Annotated in this window: 20 protein-coding genes; 1 reads left to right on the plus strand and 19 read right to left on the minus strand. The window is 58.7% G+C overall.

Features of this window, described 5'->3' with window-relative positions:
* Positions 1-71: 71 nt before the first annotated feature.
* The 19 genes from AAFO90_RS21675 to AAFO90_RS21765 form a co-directional block, all read right to left on the minus strand.
* A complete protein-coding gene (locus tag AAFO90_RS21675) occupies positions 72-452 on the minus strand; it encodes a hypothetical protein (RefSeq protein ID WP_347510734.1) in 381 nt (126 codons plus the stop codon).
* Complete coding sequence (locus AAFO90_RS21680) at positions 452-790, minus strand: GPW/gp25 family protein (protein ID WP_347510735.1); 339 nt, start codon at positions 788-790, stop codon at positions 452-454. Before AAFO90_RS21680 ends, AAFO90_RS21675 begins: the two co-directional genes overlap by 1 nt.
* Before the next feature lie 73 nt (positions 791-863).
* Complete coding sequence (locus tag AAFO90_RS21685) at positions 864-1,406, minus strand: hypothetical protein (RefSeq protein ID WP_347510736.1); 543 nt, start codon at positions 1,404-1,406, stop codon at positions 864-866.
* Positions 1,407-1,418: 12 nt separating this feature from the next.
* Complete coding sequence (locus AAFO90_RS21690) at positions 1,419-1,646, minus strand: hypothetical protein (protein WP_347510737.1); 228 nt, start codon at positions 1,644-1,646, stop codon at positions 1,419-1,421.
* 265 nt (positions 1,647-1,911) lie between these two features.
* Complete coding sequence (locus tag AAFO90_RS21695) at positions 1,912-2,175, minus strand: PAAR domain-containing protein (protein ID WP_347510738.1); 264 nt, start codon at positions 2,173-2,175, stop codon at positions 1,912-1,914.
* Positions 2,175-2,552: a phage baseplate assembly protein V gene (locus AAFO90_RS21700; protein ID WP_347510739.1), complete on the minus strand. Its 378-nt coding sequence runs from the start codon at positions 2,550-2,552 to the stop codon at positions 2,175-2,177. Before AAFO90_RS21700 ends, AAFO90_RS21695 begins: the two co-directional genes overlap by 1 nt.
* The gene (locus AAFO90_RS21705) at positions 2,549-3,085 is read right to left on the minus strand and encodes a hypothetical protein (RefSeq protein WP_347510740.1); all 537 of its coding nucleotides are present in this window, start codon (positions 3,083-3,085) and stop codon (positions 2,549-2,551) included. Before AAFO90_RS21705 ends, AAFO90_RS21700 begins: the two co-directional genes overlap by 4 nt.
* Positions 3,082-3,630, minus strand: coding sequence for a phage tail protein (locus AAFO90_RS21710; RefSeq protein ID WP_347510741.1), 549 nt, complete (start codon positions 3,628-3,630; stop codon positions 3,082-3,084). Before AAFO90_RS21710 ends, AAFO90_RS21705 begins: the two co-directional genes overlap by 4 nt.
* Before the next feature lie 4 nt (positions 3,631-3,634).
* Positions 3,635-3,946, minus strand: coding sequence for a head-tail joining protein (locus tag AAFO90_RS21715; protein ID WP_347510742.1), 312 nt, complete (start codon positions 3,944-3,946; stop codon positions 3,635-3,637).
* Positions 3,946-4,170 (minus strand): hypothetical protein, encoded by a 225-nt coding sequence (locus AAFO90_RS21720; RefSeq protein WP_347510743.1) that lies wholly within the window; start codon positions 4,168-4,170, stop codon positions 3,946-3,948. Before AAFO90_RS21720 ends, AAFO90_RS21715 begins: the two co-directional genes overlap by 1 nt.
* 68 nt (positions 4,171-4,238) lie before the next feature.
* Positions 4,239-6,320, minus strand: coding sequence for a phage major capsid protein (locus tag AAFO90_RS21725; protein ID WP_347510744.1), 2,082 nt, complete (start codon positions 6,318-6,320; stop codon positions 4,239-4,241).
* A complete protein-coding gene (locus AAFO90_RS21730) occupies positions 6,247-7,848 on the minus strand; it encodes a phage portal protein (protein WP_347510745.1) in 1,602 nt (533 codons plus the stop codon). Before AAFO90_RS21730 ends, AAFO90_RS21725 begins: the two co-directional genes overlap by 74 nt.
* The gene (locus tag AAFO90_RS21735; protein WP_347510746.1) at positions 7,845-8,426 is read right to left on the minus strand and encodes a hypothetical protein; all 582 of its coding nucleotides are present in this window, start codon (positions 8,424-8,426) and stop codon (positions 7,845-7,847) included. The genes AAFO90_RS21730 and AAFO90_RS21735 overlap by 4 nt, the downstream gene beginning before the upstream one ends.
* On the minus strand, positions 8,389-10,347 hold the full coding sequence (locus AAFO90_RS21740) for a phage terminase large subunit family protein (protein ID WP_347510747.1): 1,959 nt from the start codon (positions 10,345-10,347) through the stop codon (positions 8,389-8,391). Before AAFO90_RS21740 ends, AAFO90_RS21735 begins: the two co-directional genes overlap by 38 nt.
* Positions 10,344-10,904: a terminase small subunit gene (locus AAFO90_RS21745; protein ID WP_347510748.1), complete on the minus strand. Its 561-nt coding sequence runs from the start codon at positions 10,902-10,904 to the stop codon at positions 10,344-10,346. Before AAFO90_RS21745 ends, AAFO90_RS21740 begins: the two co-directional genes overlap by 4 nt.
* 171 nt (positions 10,905-11,075) lie before the next feature.
* On the minus strand, positions 11,076-11,459 hold the full coding sequence (locus tag AAFO90_RS21750) for a bacteriophage spanin2 family protein (protein ID WP_347510749.1): 384 nt from the start codon (positions 11,457-11,459) through the stop codon (positions 11,076-11,078).
* On the minus strand, positions 11,459-12,187 hold the full coding sequence (locus tag AAFO90_RS21755; RefSeq protein ID WP_347510750.1) for a lysozyme: 729 nt from the start codon (positions 12,185-12,187) through the stop codon (positions 11,459-11,461). Before AAFO90_RS21755 ends, AAFO90_RS21750 begins: the two co-directional genes overlap by 1 nt.
* Before the next feature lie 42 nt (positions 12,188-12,229).
* Positions 12,230-12,466, minus strand: coding sequence for a hypothetical protein (locus tag AAFO90_RS21760; protein ID WP_347510751.1), 237 nt, complete (start codon positions 12,464-12,466; stop codon positions 12,230-12,232).
* A 293-nt stretch (positions 12,467-12,759) separates the two neighbouring features.
* On the minus strand, positions 12,760-13,887 hold the full coding sequence (locus AAFO90_RS21765; protein WP_347510752.1) for a DNA cytosine methyltransferase: 1,128 nt from the start codon (positions 13,885-13,887) through the stop codon (positions 12,760-12,762).
* A gap of 320 nt (positions 13,888-14,207) precedes the next feature.
* On the opposite strand from AAFO90_RS21765, the gene AAFO90_RS21770 reads away from it, so the two are divergent.
* On the plus strand, positions 14,208-15,149 hold the full coding sequence (locus AAFO90_RS21770) for a hypothetical protein (protein WP_347510753.1): 942 nt from the start codon (positions 14,208-14,210) through the stop codon (positions 15,147-15,149).
* Positions 15,150-15,927: the final 778 nt, after the last annotated feature.

The following is a 15,927-nucleotide window of genomic DNA, read 5'->3' on the forward strand; positions in this document are numbered from 1 at the left end:
ACGGCTGGGAAACCCTCTCTCAGCCCCTCGAACCCATGCCCCTTGACCTCGCAGCCTAAAACACCGACCCTTCACATGCCCGGAGCGCGCCGCCAGGGAATTTCCACAGCATTCGCGACACGACCCGGCAGCGCATTAGGGTCGCCCGGATCAATGACCAGCCGTTCAACGGCATAGCGGGCCGCGATGTGGTCGAGGTCCGCCCCAGCGGCATAGGCGGGCATCACCGCACGGGCCGCATCGTTGAGCTGCTGCACTGCCAGTGTCCGATAATAGGCGGCCACCTCAAGGATCTTGAACGCAGGATCGCTTTCGACCAGCGCGTCAAAACTTGCATCACGCGCCCGCAGCTCTGCAAGCATGGCCGCAAGGGTCGCCTCATAGTCGACCCCTTCCAGCACGTCGGGCGGCGGCAAAAGTGACAGGTTGATCGAGGAAAAGGAGGAACCCATTACGTCACCTCGACGCCGTCTAGGCTGATAGCCTCACCGGTCGGGACATACCGTCCGACCAGATCAATCAGAACGCTACCGGCCCAGGAAACCCCGACCTTGACGCTCTCGAGGTCTAGGCGCGGCTCCCAAGTCGCCAAGGCCTCATAGGTGGCGGCGACCATGTCAAGCCGAGTCACGTCATTCATCGGAGCGTCGACAAGGCGGTAAAGGCGGCTCCCGTAATCGCGCCGCATAACCCGGGTGCCGATGGGTGTCGTCAGGATATCCCGCACAGACTGGCGCAGATGTGCCAATCCAGAAATATGCTTGCCCGTGGTTGCGTCGATGCCAATCATGGGCCGACATTCGTCGATACTGCCCCTGTTGCGCCTCTGGCGGTTTTCCCAAGTTGAGCGCCCGCTCCCTAAGCTACCTCAAGAATGCGACGTAAAGCTTACAGTACTCTCGCACACGAATTTTTTCGCCTTTGGGAAGGTCTGTAAAATCACTACTCAAGACGAAACTCATACATTTATCACGCGCAGCGACATAGTCACTGTAGTTGAAGTCGCTCTTGGATCGTTCCACAGCTCCTCCGAAGTACATCACCAGCATGGACACGGCGAACGAAACGATTCCCAAAATCGCAATCGGAGACTGCTCGGGCTTATAGGAATAAAGGTAAGTCACCCCAGCGCCTAAAAAAACTAACGCTGCCGGAAGGACATTGCCCGCGACCCCAACCCGACTGTGCCCAGACAAAAAACCAATACTGACGCCCAAAACAGAAAATGCAAACAACAGAGCCAAGATCTTCAAAAACCCCTGAAAGCTACGTTGCAGCATCAAAGCTACGAGCGCACAAACAAAGGCAACCAAAAGGCCAGCAAAAAAAACAGGGAACAATGTCAGAAAGGCCCCCCAAATCTCACCAAAGTCGTTCAATACCTGATACTTATCACTTCCATCCAAACCACCACTCCTTCACCCTTGAATTTCTGGCTCCGGCACGCCCCACCAGTCTGGATTTAAGTCATCTCCAGCAAAAAAAGGTATCGGCTGAACCGGAGTAAGGCGTTCACCCGAAAGGCATTCAACAAGTGCCCTTCGCATCGTCAAAGAGTTTTCCTCCAAATACAACTTAGCTATTGCGGTACAGTCTCGATCAGAAACCGAATTTTCCTGAACATTAAAACACTTGGCCAGTTCCACTTTGGACTCCCGGCTTTCGAGTTTCAGATACCCGCTGGCAGGAAAAATGCATTCCTTGTTTAATGCGAATTTCTCCGGTGCGGCCCCAGACAAAATCATAAATAACAACAAAACCTTAGCAACCCAACACCCCCTCATCTAGGGACCCTCCACCTACTCATCGCCATTAATAATCTTGGCAAAAATCAATAACACTCTAGCATGGCAACCCTTCAACTCAAAGAATCACTGTCGGCTCAACATCCGACCGAAACTACGCAACCTATTAGCGAGCAAACACGTTTTCAGAGCCAGTCGTAAAATGGCCGCAAGACGCGCTGTCACCTTGGCGACAGACCGGGATACCGCCTGCGAAGACCGTGCCGCTGGCGGATACCATCACCGGGGCGTCATGGGGCGGGAACCCATGACCGGCGACGGCACAGCCCAGCACCGCGATATTCGTGCCGTTGACGAAGACGGTTGGCGCCAGAACCCCGATCAGGGTGCCGCCTGCCGCGTCTTGGGATATGCGCGCAACACCAGGCATCAGTTCAGATCGATCTTGGGGGCGTTTAAGCGAATGCCGCTGGCGTCGATCTCGATAGACGACGGGCCGACCTGGATCTTGAACATGGCTCCGCTCGAGCCTGCGGCAGGGTTGGCGCTGCTGAATGCAGATCCGATTATGATGCCCTGCGCGGTATCCCCGGATTCAGACAGAACGATAACCTGCTCACCCTCGCTTGGTGGCGCCCAAACGCTGATTCCAGCGGCCCGCGGCGCCAGCCAGGGCAACCAGCCGCTTTCGCTCTCTCCGCCAAAGCTGACCTTGGCCCGGGCTGAACCGGCATCTACGGCAGATACCACGCCAAAGCGCACGATGCCCTCGCGCGCCTGTTCGTTTCTTGCTGCGGCATAGCTCATTCCGCCCCCTCCACGCTGTCGGAATAGTCGGCCTCATTGCCCGGGCCGATATCCGGCGCCCAGCCGACTTTGACCACCTCAGGCACGACGCCCTCGGCCGTCCAGACGCTCGCACCCAGATCGACCTGTTGATCCCATTCGACGGCCCAGACCTCGAACTTGTCAAACTCAGGGTCGAAGGCATCCGGCCCGATATAGGTCACCTGCGCCGGGCTGACCGTTTGCCCCCACCTCTGGCGATGGATCTTGACCCCCAGCGCAGCCGCCAAGCGGCGAACCTCGCGTTTGACGCTCTCAGTGCGAAAGCCCAGAACAACCCGCGCAACCCATTTGGAGACGAATGGCACCTGTTCCGTGCCCGGATCTTCATCGGGTGCGCCTTCCAGGTCGATAAGTTCGACCAGCACCGCAGGGACCGTCAGGTCCTTACGGTCTTCGTCATAGTCGCCGACGGTAGCGAGCGCCGGGAAATCCTCCCTGATCTGAGCAAGTATCGCGTCGTGCATTGCGTCCAGTTCAACAGTTCGGCTCATTGCTCGCCCACTCCATAGATCGTGCGGGCGCGCACCTCGGCCCGGAAATAGTGAAAGAACACCCCTTCGATCTCGCCGAAAACCTCGTCCTCGATAAAGGTCTGCGCTTCATCGTCGATTGGCATCCGCGCCTCTTTGACCGGATAGGCCCTTGATCCTGCCCTAACCTTGACAGTCGGGCGGCCTTTGGCGTTGCTGCCGATAAACCCGCCTGGGAAATCCTGCCCGCCAAAGCTGGCGCCGGTCGCCGTCCTTGATGCGCGCCCCTTGAAGGCCGACACCCGCATGTCATTCAGGCCGAACCACATGCGAACGCTGCCCATGTCGTTGCCACGTTTGAACCGGAACCCTTGCAGGCGGCGGCGCAGCTCTGCGGCGGTTCGCAAATGCAGCTTGGTTCGCAATCCCTTGCGCGCCCGGGTCTTCATAGTCTGCGCGGTGCGGCGCAAAGCGCGGGAATAGGCGTTGCGCAGATCCTTTTCGCTCGCGTCGAACTCGTCGGCGATGCGCCTCAGTTCGCCCTGATCAAAATCGAAGGCAAGCACGCGATCACTCCGTCGCCATGTGCAGCACCGCGAACCCGGTCCCATCGGGCTGCGGATCTGTCAGCAGGTAATAGGTCCGCCCCTCGATCACGACGGCATCCTTGTCGCGCAGATCTGCGGCGTCGGACGCCTTGCACGTCAGGCGCGGATCGGAGCTGTCAGCCTCATACTCGCCAATCTCGGCGTTCATATAAGGTTCGTCGAAGATCCCGCGGATGGTACGAGAAACGCCCTCCCGTGGCGTGACAACAGCATCAACGGCGAAGTCATCAAGCGACAGGAAGGCGTCGGGATTGTCCCAGCTCGGCGCGGGCATCAGGCCGGGGCTTTGGCCGGATCGGTGGTTTCAGCTTTCTTTGCGCCGGTCGCAGGCTTTTTGCGGCCCGTCTCCGGGTCTTTGATCTTGCCGCGATTTTTCAGACCCTGCGCCTCGGCGTCCGTCAGCTCGACAGTGTCGTCGGGCTTCTTGATCCCCTTGTCCCAGACAAAAGCGCTGGTGACGGTGTATTTGCTTTTCTTGGGTTTCTTATCATCAGCCATGTGTTTCGATCCTTGTTTCGGAGTGGAGCCCCGGCCCAACCGGGCCGCAGGCTAAATCAGATTTCGGCTTAGGTGGCGTCAGTGCCGTAGCAGAGGCCCGCCGGGTGACGCAGGACATAATCAGCGTCCTGCATCGTCACGATCCGCAGGCGCCCGCGACGGCTATGGGTGTACGGGTCAACCGTGATATCCAGACCGCCCCACATGCCGACCAGGACGTTTGCGAAATCACCGTGGAACACATCACCGTCGGCGATCTGGTTGGTGACCTCGCCGCGATATCCGTTGACGGTGTTGTCGCTCTCCCAGATCGGCGCCCCGTTGGTGCCGCTGAATTTCTGGGTGGACTTGAAGTGACCGCGCATCTTGGCGTTTTGCACATAGGCCATGCGGTCCACATCGGCGTTCGCGGCAGAGATATCGCTCTCCATCTGGATCACCTCTTCCCAGGTCGGAAGGGCAGTGCCGCCACCAGATGCCGCGCCAGCGAAATCGACCACGTTCACACCGTTCGTATTGGCGATGCCCAAAGGCTGATCATTGGTGCCCGTGCCATAGAAGCCCGCGAAATCCAGCGAGGTCGCCAGCGCAAGCGCAAGGTCGCTGCGCACCAGCGCCTCAATGTCGAGGCTGGATTGCTTGAGCGTGCGGCGCGTGATCTCCGAATAGGCCGCAACGGTTTTCGGGGAAAACTGGCGCTGACCCAGAGACAGCAGATCCTCGGTCGCCTCGATATCCTCGCCGATCCAGTAACCGGTCGCGCCGCCTTCCTGCGTCGGGATATCGGGATTGCCCACCAGCCCCATCAGCGGAGTCGCAAGCTGCAAAAGGATCGTGCGGTTGCGCAGCATCTGAATAAAACTCTGCGTCAGCAGCGGGTTTGCGATGGTGTTGCCGCCGGTATCGGCAGCGGTCGCACCACCGGACCCACTGTTGAGCGGCGCACGCATCAGCACGTCCATCGGCACCATGACGCCTTGCGCATCACGCCCCTGCGCCTCGGCGGCAGCATCGGAGACTTCGAACTCGAAGGCTGCGGCCTCTTGCGCGCCGCGATCTGTCGGATTTGCCAGCGCCCGGATCGCGCGCAGGAACGAAAACTGCTCTGTTTCGCTGTCGGTCAGGCCAATGCCGGAACGCTCGGAAATCTGGCGGCTCTCATTGCTGCGCTGGTGCAGGTGATCAAGCAGACGCTCGCGCATGTCGGACACACCATGGCGCCCGGCGATCATTTCGCTTGCCAGATCCGCCGCGTCGTATTCCTGGCCCAGCTCGGTCAGTTCGCGCACGCGGGTCGCCTCCTGCTCCTGGGCGCGCCTCACGATTGCCGCCTCGGCCGCACCGGCGCGCTCGAGCACCTCGATCACTTCGACAACTTTGCCGTCTTCGTCGACCTTTGCCCGAACGAGATTGCCGTCGGCGTCGCGGGTGATGATGGTTTTCATCTTTGATTCCCTTTGTCCTGTATCCTTGGGCTCGTCCTGCGCGCCCGCATTCTCTTCGCCAGTTTGGCCGCGTTCTGCGCCGTCTGCCTCTGGCGGATTTTCCATTGACCGCCCCACGCCGACCGTCGGGTCAGCAGGCACCGGCACGATTGAGATCTCGAACGGCTCCCAGCGCGTGACGGTGATCAGGTTCGGTTGTCCTTCGCGGTCCTCTTCCTCGATCTTGACCACCCGATAGCCGACAGAGACATGCCGCCGGATGCCGTCGACAATGTCTTGAAAGATCTCGCTGGCGCGGGCGCTGTTGCCAAAGCGGACAACCGCACGGCCTACGCCATCCCCATCAATGCGGGCGCTCTCCACGACGCCGACCTGATCGTTCCAGTCGTGACCGACCAGCACCGCGCCCCCGTCAAGCAACCGGTCGAGGACAACCGCGTCTGCGTCGTGCGAAAGAACCTCGTCGCCGAACCACCGGCGCACCGGCGTCGTGCTGGAAAAGGCCAGCTCGACCGTGCGCTTGCCTTCGTCGATCTGGCGCACTTCACCCATGCGCCGCAGGCCGCCGCCCTCAGCGCGGTCGTTGATCTGCTCTGCGGTGACGGCCTGGGTCAGGGACCGCCCGACAATATCACTTGCTTTTGCCGGGGTTTGGTTCGGCGTCTGGGTCGGTTTCTCCGGCGCCTCCTTCGGCTGGCTGTCCATTGCCCTGCCCTCCTTTTTCTTTTGCTGTGATCAAGGCCTCGATCACGTTTTCGGGGATCTTCGCCTCGCGCATCGCTGCAATGTCGGCGGCGATCTCGGCATAGACTTCGCGCGGATCGCGGCCACGTTCGCGGATCACCTGCCCCCGCGACTTGAACAGGTTGTCGACGGCATCCGTGTCGGCCTTCACGTCCTTTGCCGGGTCGATCCACTGCCACCGGCGCGCCTGGAAAGTGACGGCCATGAACTTCGACCGCTTGCTCGCAGGCAGTGGCGATCCGTTGTCGATGGTGATTTTCTGTTTCAGCAGCGAGTATTCGAGCCACCGCTCATAGATCGGCAGAGCAAAGGCCTCGATCAGGCTCTCTTGCAACTCGATCCACTGGTCGCGCTCGCTCAATACGCCGTGCCGGATGCTCGACAGGTTGACGCCCTCGAGGTCATTGGCGAGGTCGTTGTAAGCAACGCCCAGACCGGTAGCGACCCCGCGCAGCATGTGCTTTGAAAACACCGCCATTTCGCCGTTTGGGTATCCGGTTTCGACCCTCTTTAGGCGCGCCCCGGCGGGAAGCTGGTGATAGACACCGCTTTCGCTGTCCAGCTCGATATCGTCAAAGGCTTCGTCTTCGTCGTCCTCGTCGAGTGTCGGCCCCATGCCTTCGTCCCACTCGATCACGCCAACCTTGTTCGCGCCTTCGCGGGCGTTGTTCAGCGCGCTTTTCTCGAATTCGCCAAGCTGGCGCATCCGCAAGAGCGCGGTCGCCATCCACGGCAGGCCACGCTTTTGCCCGACGAAATCCTCCTCGAACCAATGAATGATTTCATCCGCCGGAACCCGGATAAACGCCCGGCCGGAATAGTGATAGTCCGCCTGCGACTGGTCGAGGGTGGTGAAATAATAGGCCACCGGGCGGCCCATCTTCGTGTATTCGATCCCTGCCCGGATGAACTTGCCACCGGGGCGCCTGTCTTCGTCGAAATCAACCGGGCACAACACCGGGTCGAGGACCTGCAAGGCAAAGCCCCACGGCCCCGCATCCCGCCCGAACACCATGCGCACCATAAATTCGCCATCGGTGCAAAGCCCGTTGACAAGCGTTTTCTGGATTTGCCGGAAGGTGCGCCGCCCTTTGACGTCGCAATTCATCGCCTTGCACCATGCCCGCCAGGCGCGTTCGATTGCCTTGTTTGCCCCCGCGTCCAGCTTGTCGCCCTCGGTGGCCTGTGCCTGCAACGTGAACCCCTTCTGCCCGATCAGGTTCCGCCGCGCGCTGGCCTTGAATGCCTTCGCATAGTCGTTGTTCGCCGACTGCTCGCGCGAGCGCGCCACCAGAACCCGCCAGTTGCGGCGAATGATTTGATCTGCGGGCATGGGTGAATTTGTCCAACCGCTTGTCATGCGGTCGGTTTCAGCCGCCGCATACATGCGCTGACCAGCACGTCGGCGCGGCGTGATCAGCATGGGCGGCGCGCGGCGCTCTGGCGCAGGCGCAGCGGGCGCAGATCGGGAAAAGAATTTACGGATCATGTCAGACGCACCTTGATCGGTCGACCAAAGGCCCGCCCCTTGCGCCGCGCTTTTTGAGCGGCCAATTCTGCACGGTATCGGTCGCGCAGCTTGATCAGATCACTAAGCGGGGTTCGTTGCAGGGACCGGTTGTTGATCGTGTAACTTTGCTGGTCGATGCTGGCGCGCCCCTCGATCACGGACTCGATGGCATCCAGAACCTTTCGGACATGATCGCGCCCGTCGAAATTTTCGCCCTCCGCAGCAAGATCCGGCGCGACCACAACCTCGCCTCTCTCCACCGAATGCACGTCCGCGCCATCGCTGGCCCGGATCACATAGGAATACCGACCAGGCGCCCAAGCTGCGGTGACCACTGCCGATGCCTCGAAAAGATGATCTTCACCACTGGCGGAGCTGACCAGGTCAATAGCGCCCTTGCCGCGCAGGAACAGGGAAAGCTCCCATTCCGGCGCGGGGAAATGCGGCAGCTCGACCACCGCCCGGAACGTCAAACCTGCCCCGATTTCAGTTGGAATTGCGCCCACGTCCTCGCCCTGCTCAATGCCTGCGACGGCGGCGGCGCTTCTTCTTCGCACCCCAGCCGGTCTTTTTCGGAGCTTGGCTCTTTTGGGATTCCGTTTCCTCTGGCGGATTTCCTTCGACCGCCTCCGCATCGGGCGAGATCTCGACGGCTTCGGCCTCGATTTCCTGCCCCTGCTCTTCTAGCGACGCGACCAGGCGCTTGATATTCGGGCGCAGGATGCGCAACGCCGTATAAGCATAGACGCGACAGTCAAAGGCTTCGTTGCGCGGGCGCACATTGTACCATTCGCGAACCGCGAACCCCTTCACATACTTGGTACGCAGCGCCTCGGCGGTGAACATATCGAACCATGCCGGGTCCCGATCTTTCGGGAAATGGCAAAAACCCGGCCCCGGATCACTGCGCCGCGCCCGCTGGGCGACCACGACTTTCGCCTCATCGACGCCAATGGAATGCAGGTAGACCGGGCGCACGCCCCGCTGTTTTACCTTCGAAGGCTGCGTGACGATGGGACGGCCCCAACCGCCGATTCCCTTGATCGCCCAGACCTTCCGGCCCAGACGCTTGCGCGCATAGTCATAGGCTGCCTGTGTATATCCGCCAACCGTGCCGCCGGTATCGAGGCAGGCGGCAGAGATCCGCAACTCGGCGCCGCTTTCGTGCTCCCATGTCTCCGAAAGCAGCTCGTCCAATTCGTCCCAGACGTCCTGTTGCAGGGGATCGCCCCACAACACACGGTAATCGACCGACCAGGATTCCTCGCCAAGCCCCCAGCCGACGATTTCGACCTCGAGCCGGTCGTTTTGCATATCGACCCCGGCTGTCAGAACACCTGCCCCCATCGGCACCGGCGCCGCAAATTTCTCTGCCCGCTCCATCAGCACCGACGCCTCGAGCTTGTCGCCTTCCTCTTCCCACGTCTCAGCGAGCGACACGTTCACAAAGGTTTGCAGATCCCCCGCAGCCTTTTTCTCGAGGAAGGATTGCACGATATCCTCGAGCCTGCGGAAACAGGAATAGAGCTCCGACAGATGATAGGACGCATGACCGCGAAACGGCTTGCTGGCGATCCAGCCGCCGCCGTCGCGTTCAGCATTGCGGATCGCGGCCACGCGCTCGCCGTCGCTCCAAACCGTCCCGCAGCCATCACCGGCGCAGAGGTAGCCGGCTGTTTCCGCCAGGTGCAGCCCGTCGGCGTCTTTGTCCCATGTGACCTGCGACCAGTTCAGTCGTTGCAGGTGACCGCAATGCGGACAGAGCACATAAAAATAACGCTGATCACCTGCCTCAAACGACTTTTCGATCCAGCTCCCGCCCTTGATCGTTGGCGTACTGATTTCCAGCAGGAGGCGCTGATCGCCAAAGGTCGCCGCCCGCTGCCACAGCAGGCCGACCGGATGGCCTTCGTTCGTCCGGTCGTAACCGTCTGTTTCGTCGCAAACGATGAACGGCGCCGACCGGCCGCGCATTGTCTTCGGAGAACCCGACCAACTGAACATGAGGAACCCGCCCGGGTAACTTTTCATGCGCTGGTTATTCACGCCCTGCCGCCCGCGCGGCTTGGCGATCAGCTCGGCAAGGTCTTCGTTCTCTTCAACAAGCGGGTTGAATTTCGTCTCGAGCCACGTCGTCAGATCGCCTTGGCTCGGTTGCATCATCATTTGCGAAACGGGATTGAAACCGATGCGATAGGCCTGCGCCGCAAGCGCGGTCTGCGTCTTGCCGACCTGCGCCCCCCACATGAGCGAGATCCGGTTGCACCGCGGATCTGCGGTCATGTCGATCACTTCGCGCTGATAAGGCGCGTTGTCGAACCGCATCTTGCCGGGAACGGCATTGCCGACGGGGATCTTGATATTTTCCTCGGCCCATTCCGACGGCTTTAGGTTCGGCGGCGGGCGCAGAAACGCCCGGGCGCGCCGCGCGCTGCGGACAACGGCCCGCGCATTGGAGAAATCAGCCCGGGCGTTCACGCACTGTCGGCCCCCTCTTCGGCCTCTTCCTCGTCGTCGTCTTCGTCGAGATCCGCCTCGGTGATCAGGTCAGTGTCGGCCAGCGCCTCGAGCACCTGGTCGACCTCATCAAGCAAAACCGCCTTGATCTGCGTCTCGTCGCTCTCACCGATCAGCCGCCGTGCAGCCCGGCTTGGCAGGACGTTGCGGATGCCTGCGCGCACCTCGCCAAAGGCTTTCGCAAGAGCGCGGTCGAACTGCTCGACCGGCACCAGCTCGGCCTTGGCCCGGGCGAGATCCAGCTCGGCCTGTTCGGTTTCTGCGGCCAGCTTGCGCAATGTCAGCTCGTCTTTGGTCGCCATTTCGGGATGACTCGCCTGCGCCCGGATATCATCATCGCGCCAGCTTCGAACCTCGGCGGTGTTGAATTTCCAAGCCCGGCCACGCCCGCCGCGCTGCACCACGGGACAGCCGCGCCGAACCCACTCGTCGACCGTCGGCAGCGACACGCCGTTGATGTTGGCAAGATCGGCCCGGTTTACTTCCTGACCTTTGCTTTTCTTTTTATTGTCAGCCACTTGCGCCCCCTGGAAACGTCTTCCGAACCATGCCCGCAATGCGGTCGTTTTTACTTTTCAAAATCGCTTTGTTGTTTTTCGTCAGAGGCTTGCGCGATCTATATAATAAACAACCCCCTCGCCCGGCCCCACGCACAAGTAAATTTTGGCGCGTGCAGCTACCCACAAGCCTCACCCCCCGGGGAAGGACCCGCGACAAGGTCTGGCGATCATTCCGAAGAGCGCCGCGCCCATCTGCTGCGGTGTCGGTAGCAGCCAGCCGACCAGGGCCACCAAGAGAAGCCATGCGGGCGGATCTTCGCGCACGATAACTGTCTCGACGCTCTCGCTCCTGACCCGCGTATCGCCTGCGCTCTGCTCTATGCTGCGCGCCTGCGTGCCCTCTATCCTCTGGTCGCTGAACGTGGCCTGCCCGACCGTCTGGGCATTCGTGCGCCCTGCCTGCACGTTTGCCGCCACGTTAGGACCACCGCCAAGCACCCCACCCACGATCCCAGCCACCTTAGCGCAGGACGCCAAAGCCGCACAGATCAGCAGGAGGGGCAGCAGGCGCATCAGGTCAGCCCCTTGAGGCAAAGCGTTCGCTTGCTGTCGGCCCGGCGGTTGACGAGGCCGCGAACACGCTTGCCGCCCGCGATCACCCATCGGCGCAGTTCATCGCACGCGGCCCGGTACTGCCCAGCGTTGGCAAGGCGCATCATGGTCGACCGACAAACCGGCCCCGATCCGACATTATAGGCAAGCTCGAGCATGGAGGCCTGAACGCCTGCCGGAATGTCCTTTCGTGACATGCAGCGTTCAATTTCGGCATAGAATGTCGCGATATCATCCTGCAACCGCTCGAGGCACTCTTGCTTTGTCGCCGTATCGCCCATCTGGACGCCGTGCGTATCACCGAAACAAATTGTCGGCTTACCCACAAGATCCCGGTACGCAACCAGCCTTTCCCCCTCCCATCCGGCGACAAACGGGGTAGCCAAGGCGATCACCAGCGCACCGACCCCGGCTTGCTTCAAAAAGCGGGTGCGAACCGCGCCGGAAACGTCCCGTCGAAATTCCTTTAGAGCGGAAGAAATGCCCGCCTGGGCGACCAAGCGGGCCGGAATTGCTAACGCGTTGATCACGGCGGACGCAGCAGCAAAGACCAGCGGGTCGACGCCCAGCAGGCCTGGCGACACCAGAGACAGGAACACCGGCACCGCTGACACGAGGCAGGCGATCACGATCAGGCGCACCGACCAAGCACCTTTTGCGGTCTGTTTCCAGTTTTGGATTAGCTGCATGGCAAAAATCTCCTATCGCCCCAGATCGGGGCATTGCCCCGGTTATCTGCGGTTAAGGATGTCGCGGATCTCGCGCACATCTGTTCTGACTTGCGCGAGATCTTCCCTGTCTTCGGCGCGCTGCCGGTCGCGGTCCTCGAGCGACTTTTGCAGCATTTCAATCTGTTTCTGATTGGTGAAAATCCGGCGCACTAGCCAAACACCGCCCGATGCCGCGCCGGTGATCCCGGTCACCAAAAGCCCGGTGGATGCCTGTTCAATGCGTTCGATAAGCGTCATACGCGCAACCCTCTGCCCTTTTATGGCAAAGTCGCGCGTTTAGGTTGTGATTTCCTCTGGCGGTTTTCTCACGAGAAAAACTTCAGCCTTGCTTCGCCCTCAGACCTTGCGAGGGGAGAAGAAATTTCAGGTAGACTATGTCGCGAGAAGAACAAAAATGACGACATGACAAATAAGTCAGCGCCAAGCCTTCGCTATAGGCGCACTACACTCGAGCTGATCCGCCTTCAGAACGGTCTGTCAAAGCTTGAAAGTTAAAATGCCGCAGAAACGTCAAACTCCGCAGAGCGGCTTCATTCCGCGGCCATACTAGCCGACTGTTTTTCTTCAATTATTTCTCGGATTGTGCGCCCAATCGCCTCTCCCAGAAGCGGCGGAACTGCATTTCCGACCTGAACGTACTGTTCTGTTTTGGAGCCAACGAATTCGAACCAATCCGGGAAAGATTGAAGCCTTGCCGCCTCACGAACAGAAATCGCACGCCCTTGCTCAGGATGAAGATAAGCACCCCAATGAATGTCACACTTCGTCAATACCGTACAGGCTAAGCCATCCCAAGTCATTCTACCGTAACGCTTAGTATGGTCTGACCTTTTCGCACGCTTCATTCCGGCAGGCAGAAGGTCAAAAGGTATATCTCTCCAACTTCCACCAGGCGGGATATGTTTAATGCGTTCAACGTTGATCTTACCCAAGCGAGGCGCACTATGATTGGATACCTTCACCAAGTTTCCACGCACGCGACGCTGGAAATCCCCCATTGGTGGGTTTGCATAGCCTGCTGACCCCAAATCCTCACCGTTTTGGAGCTTGGGAAGATCGCCAATCGCATCTTTGATTGTTGTAAATGGTACCAACCCTGGACCATGCGTGGGTTCAGGGTGCCGGACGGGCGCATTGACACGATTACCGATAAAGACAACGCGCCGACGTTCTTGAGGAACTCCGAAGTCCTCGGCTCTCAGCAGTTTTTCCTTAACAACATAGCCGAGAGCACCAAGCTCCGCCTTAATCGCTTTGACTGCTTCGCCACCGCCAATGGAATAGATACCTCGAACGTTCTCCATGACGATCCATTCAGGCTTAAGGCCCTCAACGATGCGAAGGTACTGCCGGAATAGTGTAGCTCGAGCGTCATGCATTCCACGTTTGTGATTGTATACAGAGTAGGCTTGGCACGGAGGCCCACCAGCTAGGACTGTTAGTTCTCCTGGCTGTAGGCCAGTGGCGTCAAAAAGCTCTTCAAGTTTTACATCCTCAATCGGCTTGCCAATGAACTTCGCGTGTGGATGTGTTGCCTCGAACGTCTTGCCTGCAGCATCGAACAGATCCACCCCAGCCAGCACCCGAAACCCAGACATCTCCAGCCCTGCCGACAGTCCGCCTGCGCCGCAGAAAAGGTCAATTGCAGTCAAGGTCATGACGTCTACTCACCAAGGTGTTCTAGTTTTGTTTCCGGTCTGCTCTAACAACGGATCATGAATCAGACAAGCATCTACGGCAAGAAGTTTCGATAGAAAAGCTCCAAGATATCCCGCAGCCAAGATCATTCACAGTGTCACCGGCAGCGGCATAGCCAAGCGAAGCACCAAGACAACAAATTGTGGCCACCTCCCCTCAGACCTCAACAAATTGCCTTGGCAAGCGGTTCCAACTGACCCCGAAAAAGGTCGGCTGCTTACCAAGGGCTTGAAGAATCTCTCCAAACATCCTGTTGTCTGACACCTAATTGGAGGGAACAATGCCCACTAAAATACTCGAATTTCATGGTTATGAGCCGCTTTCAAATGACAGCAAGAACACAGCCGCAGCAAAATGGTGTCCTTTCATCGATGTCAAATGCAAGAAGACGAGAAGCGGCGGGGCGTGCGCGCTGCAAGGTCCTTCATCACCACCAGTAATTATTTGCCCCAACAGGCTGTACGCCGATGAGTTCAAGGTCATTCGCAACATAGCGCATGACGTTTTCGGCGCAGACGCTGAGCTGGTCACGGAACTTGACGCCAAGAATAGATTCCAAAGCGGCGCCTTAACCGGTTGCGAAGTCGTCGTCTATGGTCAGGGCTTCAGCGGAGAGGTCGGGATCAAAGCACCCTCTAATGATGGTGAAAACGGAACCTTCAAGATTGACTTCCTACTCGCAAAAATATGCAAAGACCTGTCGCTAGGAGAGATAGTCGCGGTCGAAGTACAAACTATCGACACCACCAACAGTTATTCCGACGCAGCGAAGAGTTACTACAGTGAAACGCCCTACCCCGGTCACGGGAAGAACCCGCAACCCGGTTGGACAAAGGCCGGTTTCAACTGGGAAAATGTAACAAAACGCATCCTTCCCCAGCTAATCTACAAAGGCCATGCGCTTAGGCGTGAAAAACTTGCCAAACACGGGCTGTTCTTTGTCCTACCGGACCCAGTTTTCCGCAAAATCCTAACCCGCGTCGGGGGCAAACTTCTGAAGTATCCCAAGGGCCCTGGCACGATCACTTTTCACTCGTACCAGTTTGCCGAAACGTGGACAACTCAACAGCGCCCCTTCGAACTTGTTGAAGAGTTAACGACAACCGTTGAACAAGTGGCCTTTGCATTTGTTTCACCCCAAAACCTGCCGCCACTAGGCATTTACGAAGAGACTTTGTCAAAGAAGCTCGCCAAGCTCACCAAGGCCAAACGCAAAAGCTAACAAAGCAAACATTGAGGCATATTGAAGATAGAAAATCAGCCAAGTCGGTACGAACTATGCGCCAGCACAATACCACTATTCACCAGACCATTAGATCAACTGAATGGACACGCGACTTCACCAAAAAGGCTTTATCTGATCTCCTTTTCCTAGCCCTCTTTTACTACCCATCCAACCGCTCGCGCCAATAGTCAGCCGCATCGAGCAATCTTTGCGCAAATTTAATCTCACTTCCCATTTCCTTTGCGATCTCGGATATGCAGGCGCCAGCGTCCCACTGGCGCAAAGCATGTTCGGCCATGTACACCTTGCGGAGCCCGTGGCAGCTCGTCAGCTCGAGCTTACAATGGACCTGGCTCTTGCTCAGCAGCATAACCGCCTCACCCCCGATCATGGCAGCGATCCGGAGATCCTCTTTCGTTTAGCCTGAGACTTAGAGGCTGTTGACTAAATTCAGCCCCACCGGAAAGTCAGGAGATCAAACAGATGTTAAGTGAATTTCTGTTGGCATGTAGCCATCAGATGTTAGCTTTGAAACCAACACAATATCACCAACTACGGTCTCCTGCCCCCACAAATCTTTTGCTGATACACCATCGAGAAACTTCAATTTCAAGCGCTTATCACTGACACCCTGTGCCACAGCCGCCCAGGGGATGTCCCGGTTGATGTTGAAGTTTGCCTGAAGGGTGGCGTTGCTTTCCCTGAGCCGTAGGCTCGGGGTGATCAAACCGAAAGGAAAGCAACACCATGAAGAAGACTACGACATCGCAGGCGG

The sequence above is a fragment of the Phaeobacter sp. CAU 1743 genome (assembly GCF_039839315.1).
Taxonomy (GTDB): domain Bacteria; phylum Pseudomonadota; class Alphaproteobacteria; order Rhodobacterales; family Rhodobacteraceae; genus Phycobacter; species Phycobacter gallaeciensis_A.

Coding starts and splice junctions, on each gene's coding strand:
- AAFO90_RS21675 (WP_347510734.1), bottom strand. CDS start 452: ATGGGTTCCTCCTTTTCCTCGATCAACCTGTCACTTTTGCCGCCGCCC.
- AAFO90_RS21765 (WP_347510752.1), bottom strand. CDS start 13,887: ATGACCTTGACTGCAATTGACCTTTTCTGCGGCGCAGGCGGACTGTCG.
- AAFO90_RS21725 (WP_347510744.1), bottom strand. CDS start 6,320: ATGGACAGCCAGCCGAAGGAGGCGCCGGAGAAACCGACCCAGACGCCG.
- AAFO90_RS21755 (WP_347510750.1), bottom strand. CDS start 12,187: ATGCAGCTAATCCAAAACTGGAAACAGACCGCAAAAGGTGCTTGGTCG.
- AAFO90_RS21705 (WP_347510740.1), bottom strand. CDS start 3,085: ATGAGCCGAACTGTTGAACTGGACGCAATGCACGACGCGATACTTGCT.
- AAFO90_RS21700 (WP_347510739.1), bottom strand. CDS start 2,552: ATGAGCTATGCCGCAGCAAGAAACGAACAGGCGCGCGAGGGCATCGTG.
- AAFO90_RS21750 (WP_347510749.1), bottom strand. CDS start 11,459: ATGCGCCTGCTGCCCCTCCTGCTGATCTGTGCGGCTTTGGCGTCCTGC.
- AAFO90_RS21680 (WP_347510735.1), bottom strand. CDS start 790: ATGATTGGCATCGACGCAACCACGGGCAAGCATATTTCTGGATTGGCA.
- AAFO90_RS21760 (WP_347510751.1), bottom strand. CDS start 12,466: ATGACGCTTATCGAACGCATTGAACAGGCATCCACCGGGCTTTTGGTG.
- AAFO90_RS21695 (WP_347510738.1), bottom strand. CDS start 2,175: ATGCCTGGTGTTGCGCGCATATCCCAAGACGCGGCAGGCGGCACCCTG.
- AAFO90_RS21715 (WP_347510742.1), bottom strand. CDS start 3,946: ATGCCCGCGCCGAGCTGGGACAATCCCGACGCCTTCCTGTCGCTTGAT.
- AAFO90_RS21720 (WP_347510743.1), bottom strand. CDS start 4,170: ATGGCTGATGATAAGAAACCCAAGAAAAGCAAATACACCGTCACCAGC.
- AAFO90_RS21730 (WP_347510745.1), bottom strand. CDS start 7,848: ATGATCCGTAAATTCTTTTCCCGATCTGCGCCCGCTGCGCCTGCGCCA.
- AAFO90_RS21770 (WP_347510753.1), top strand. CDS start 14,208: ATGCCCACTAAAATACTCGAATTTCATGGTTATGAGCCGCTTTCAAAT.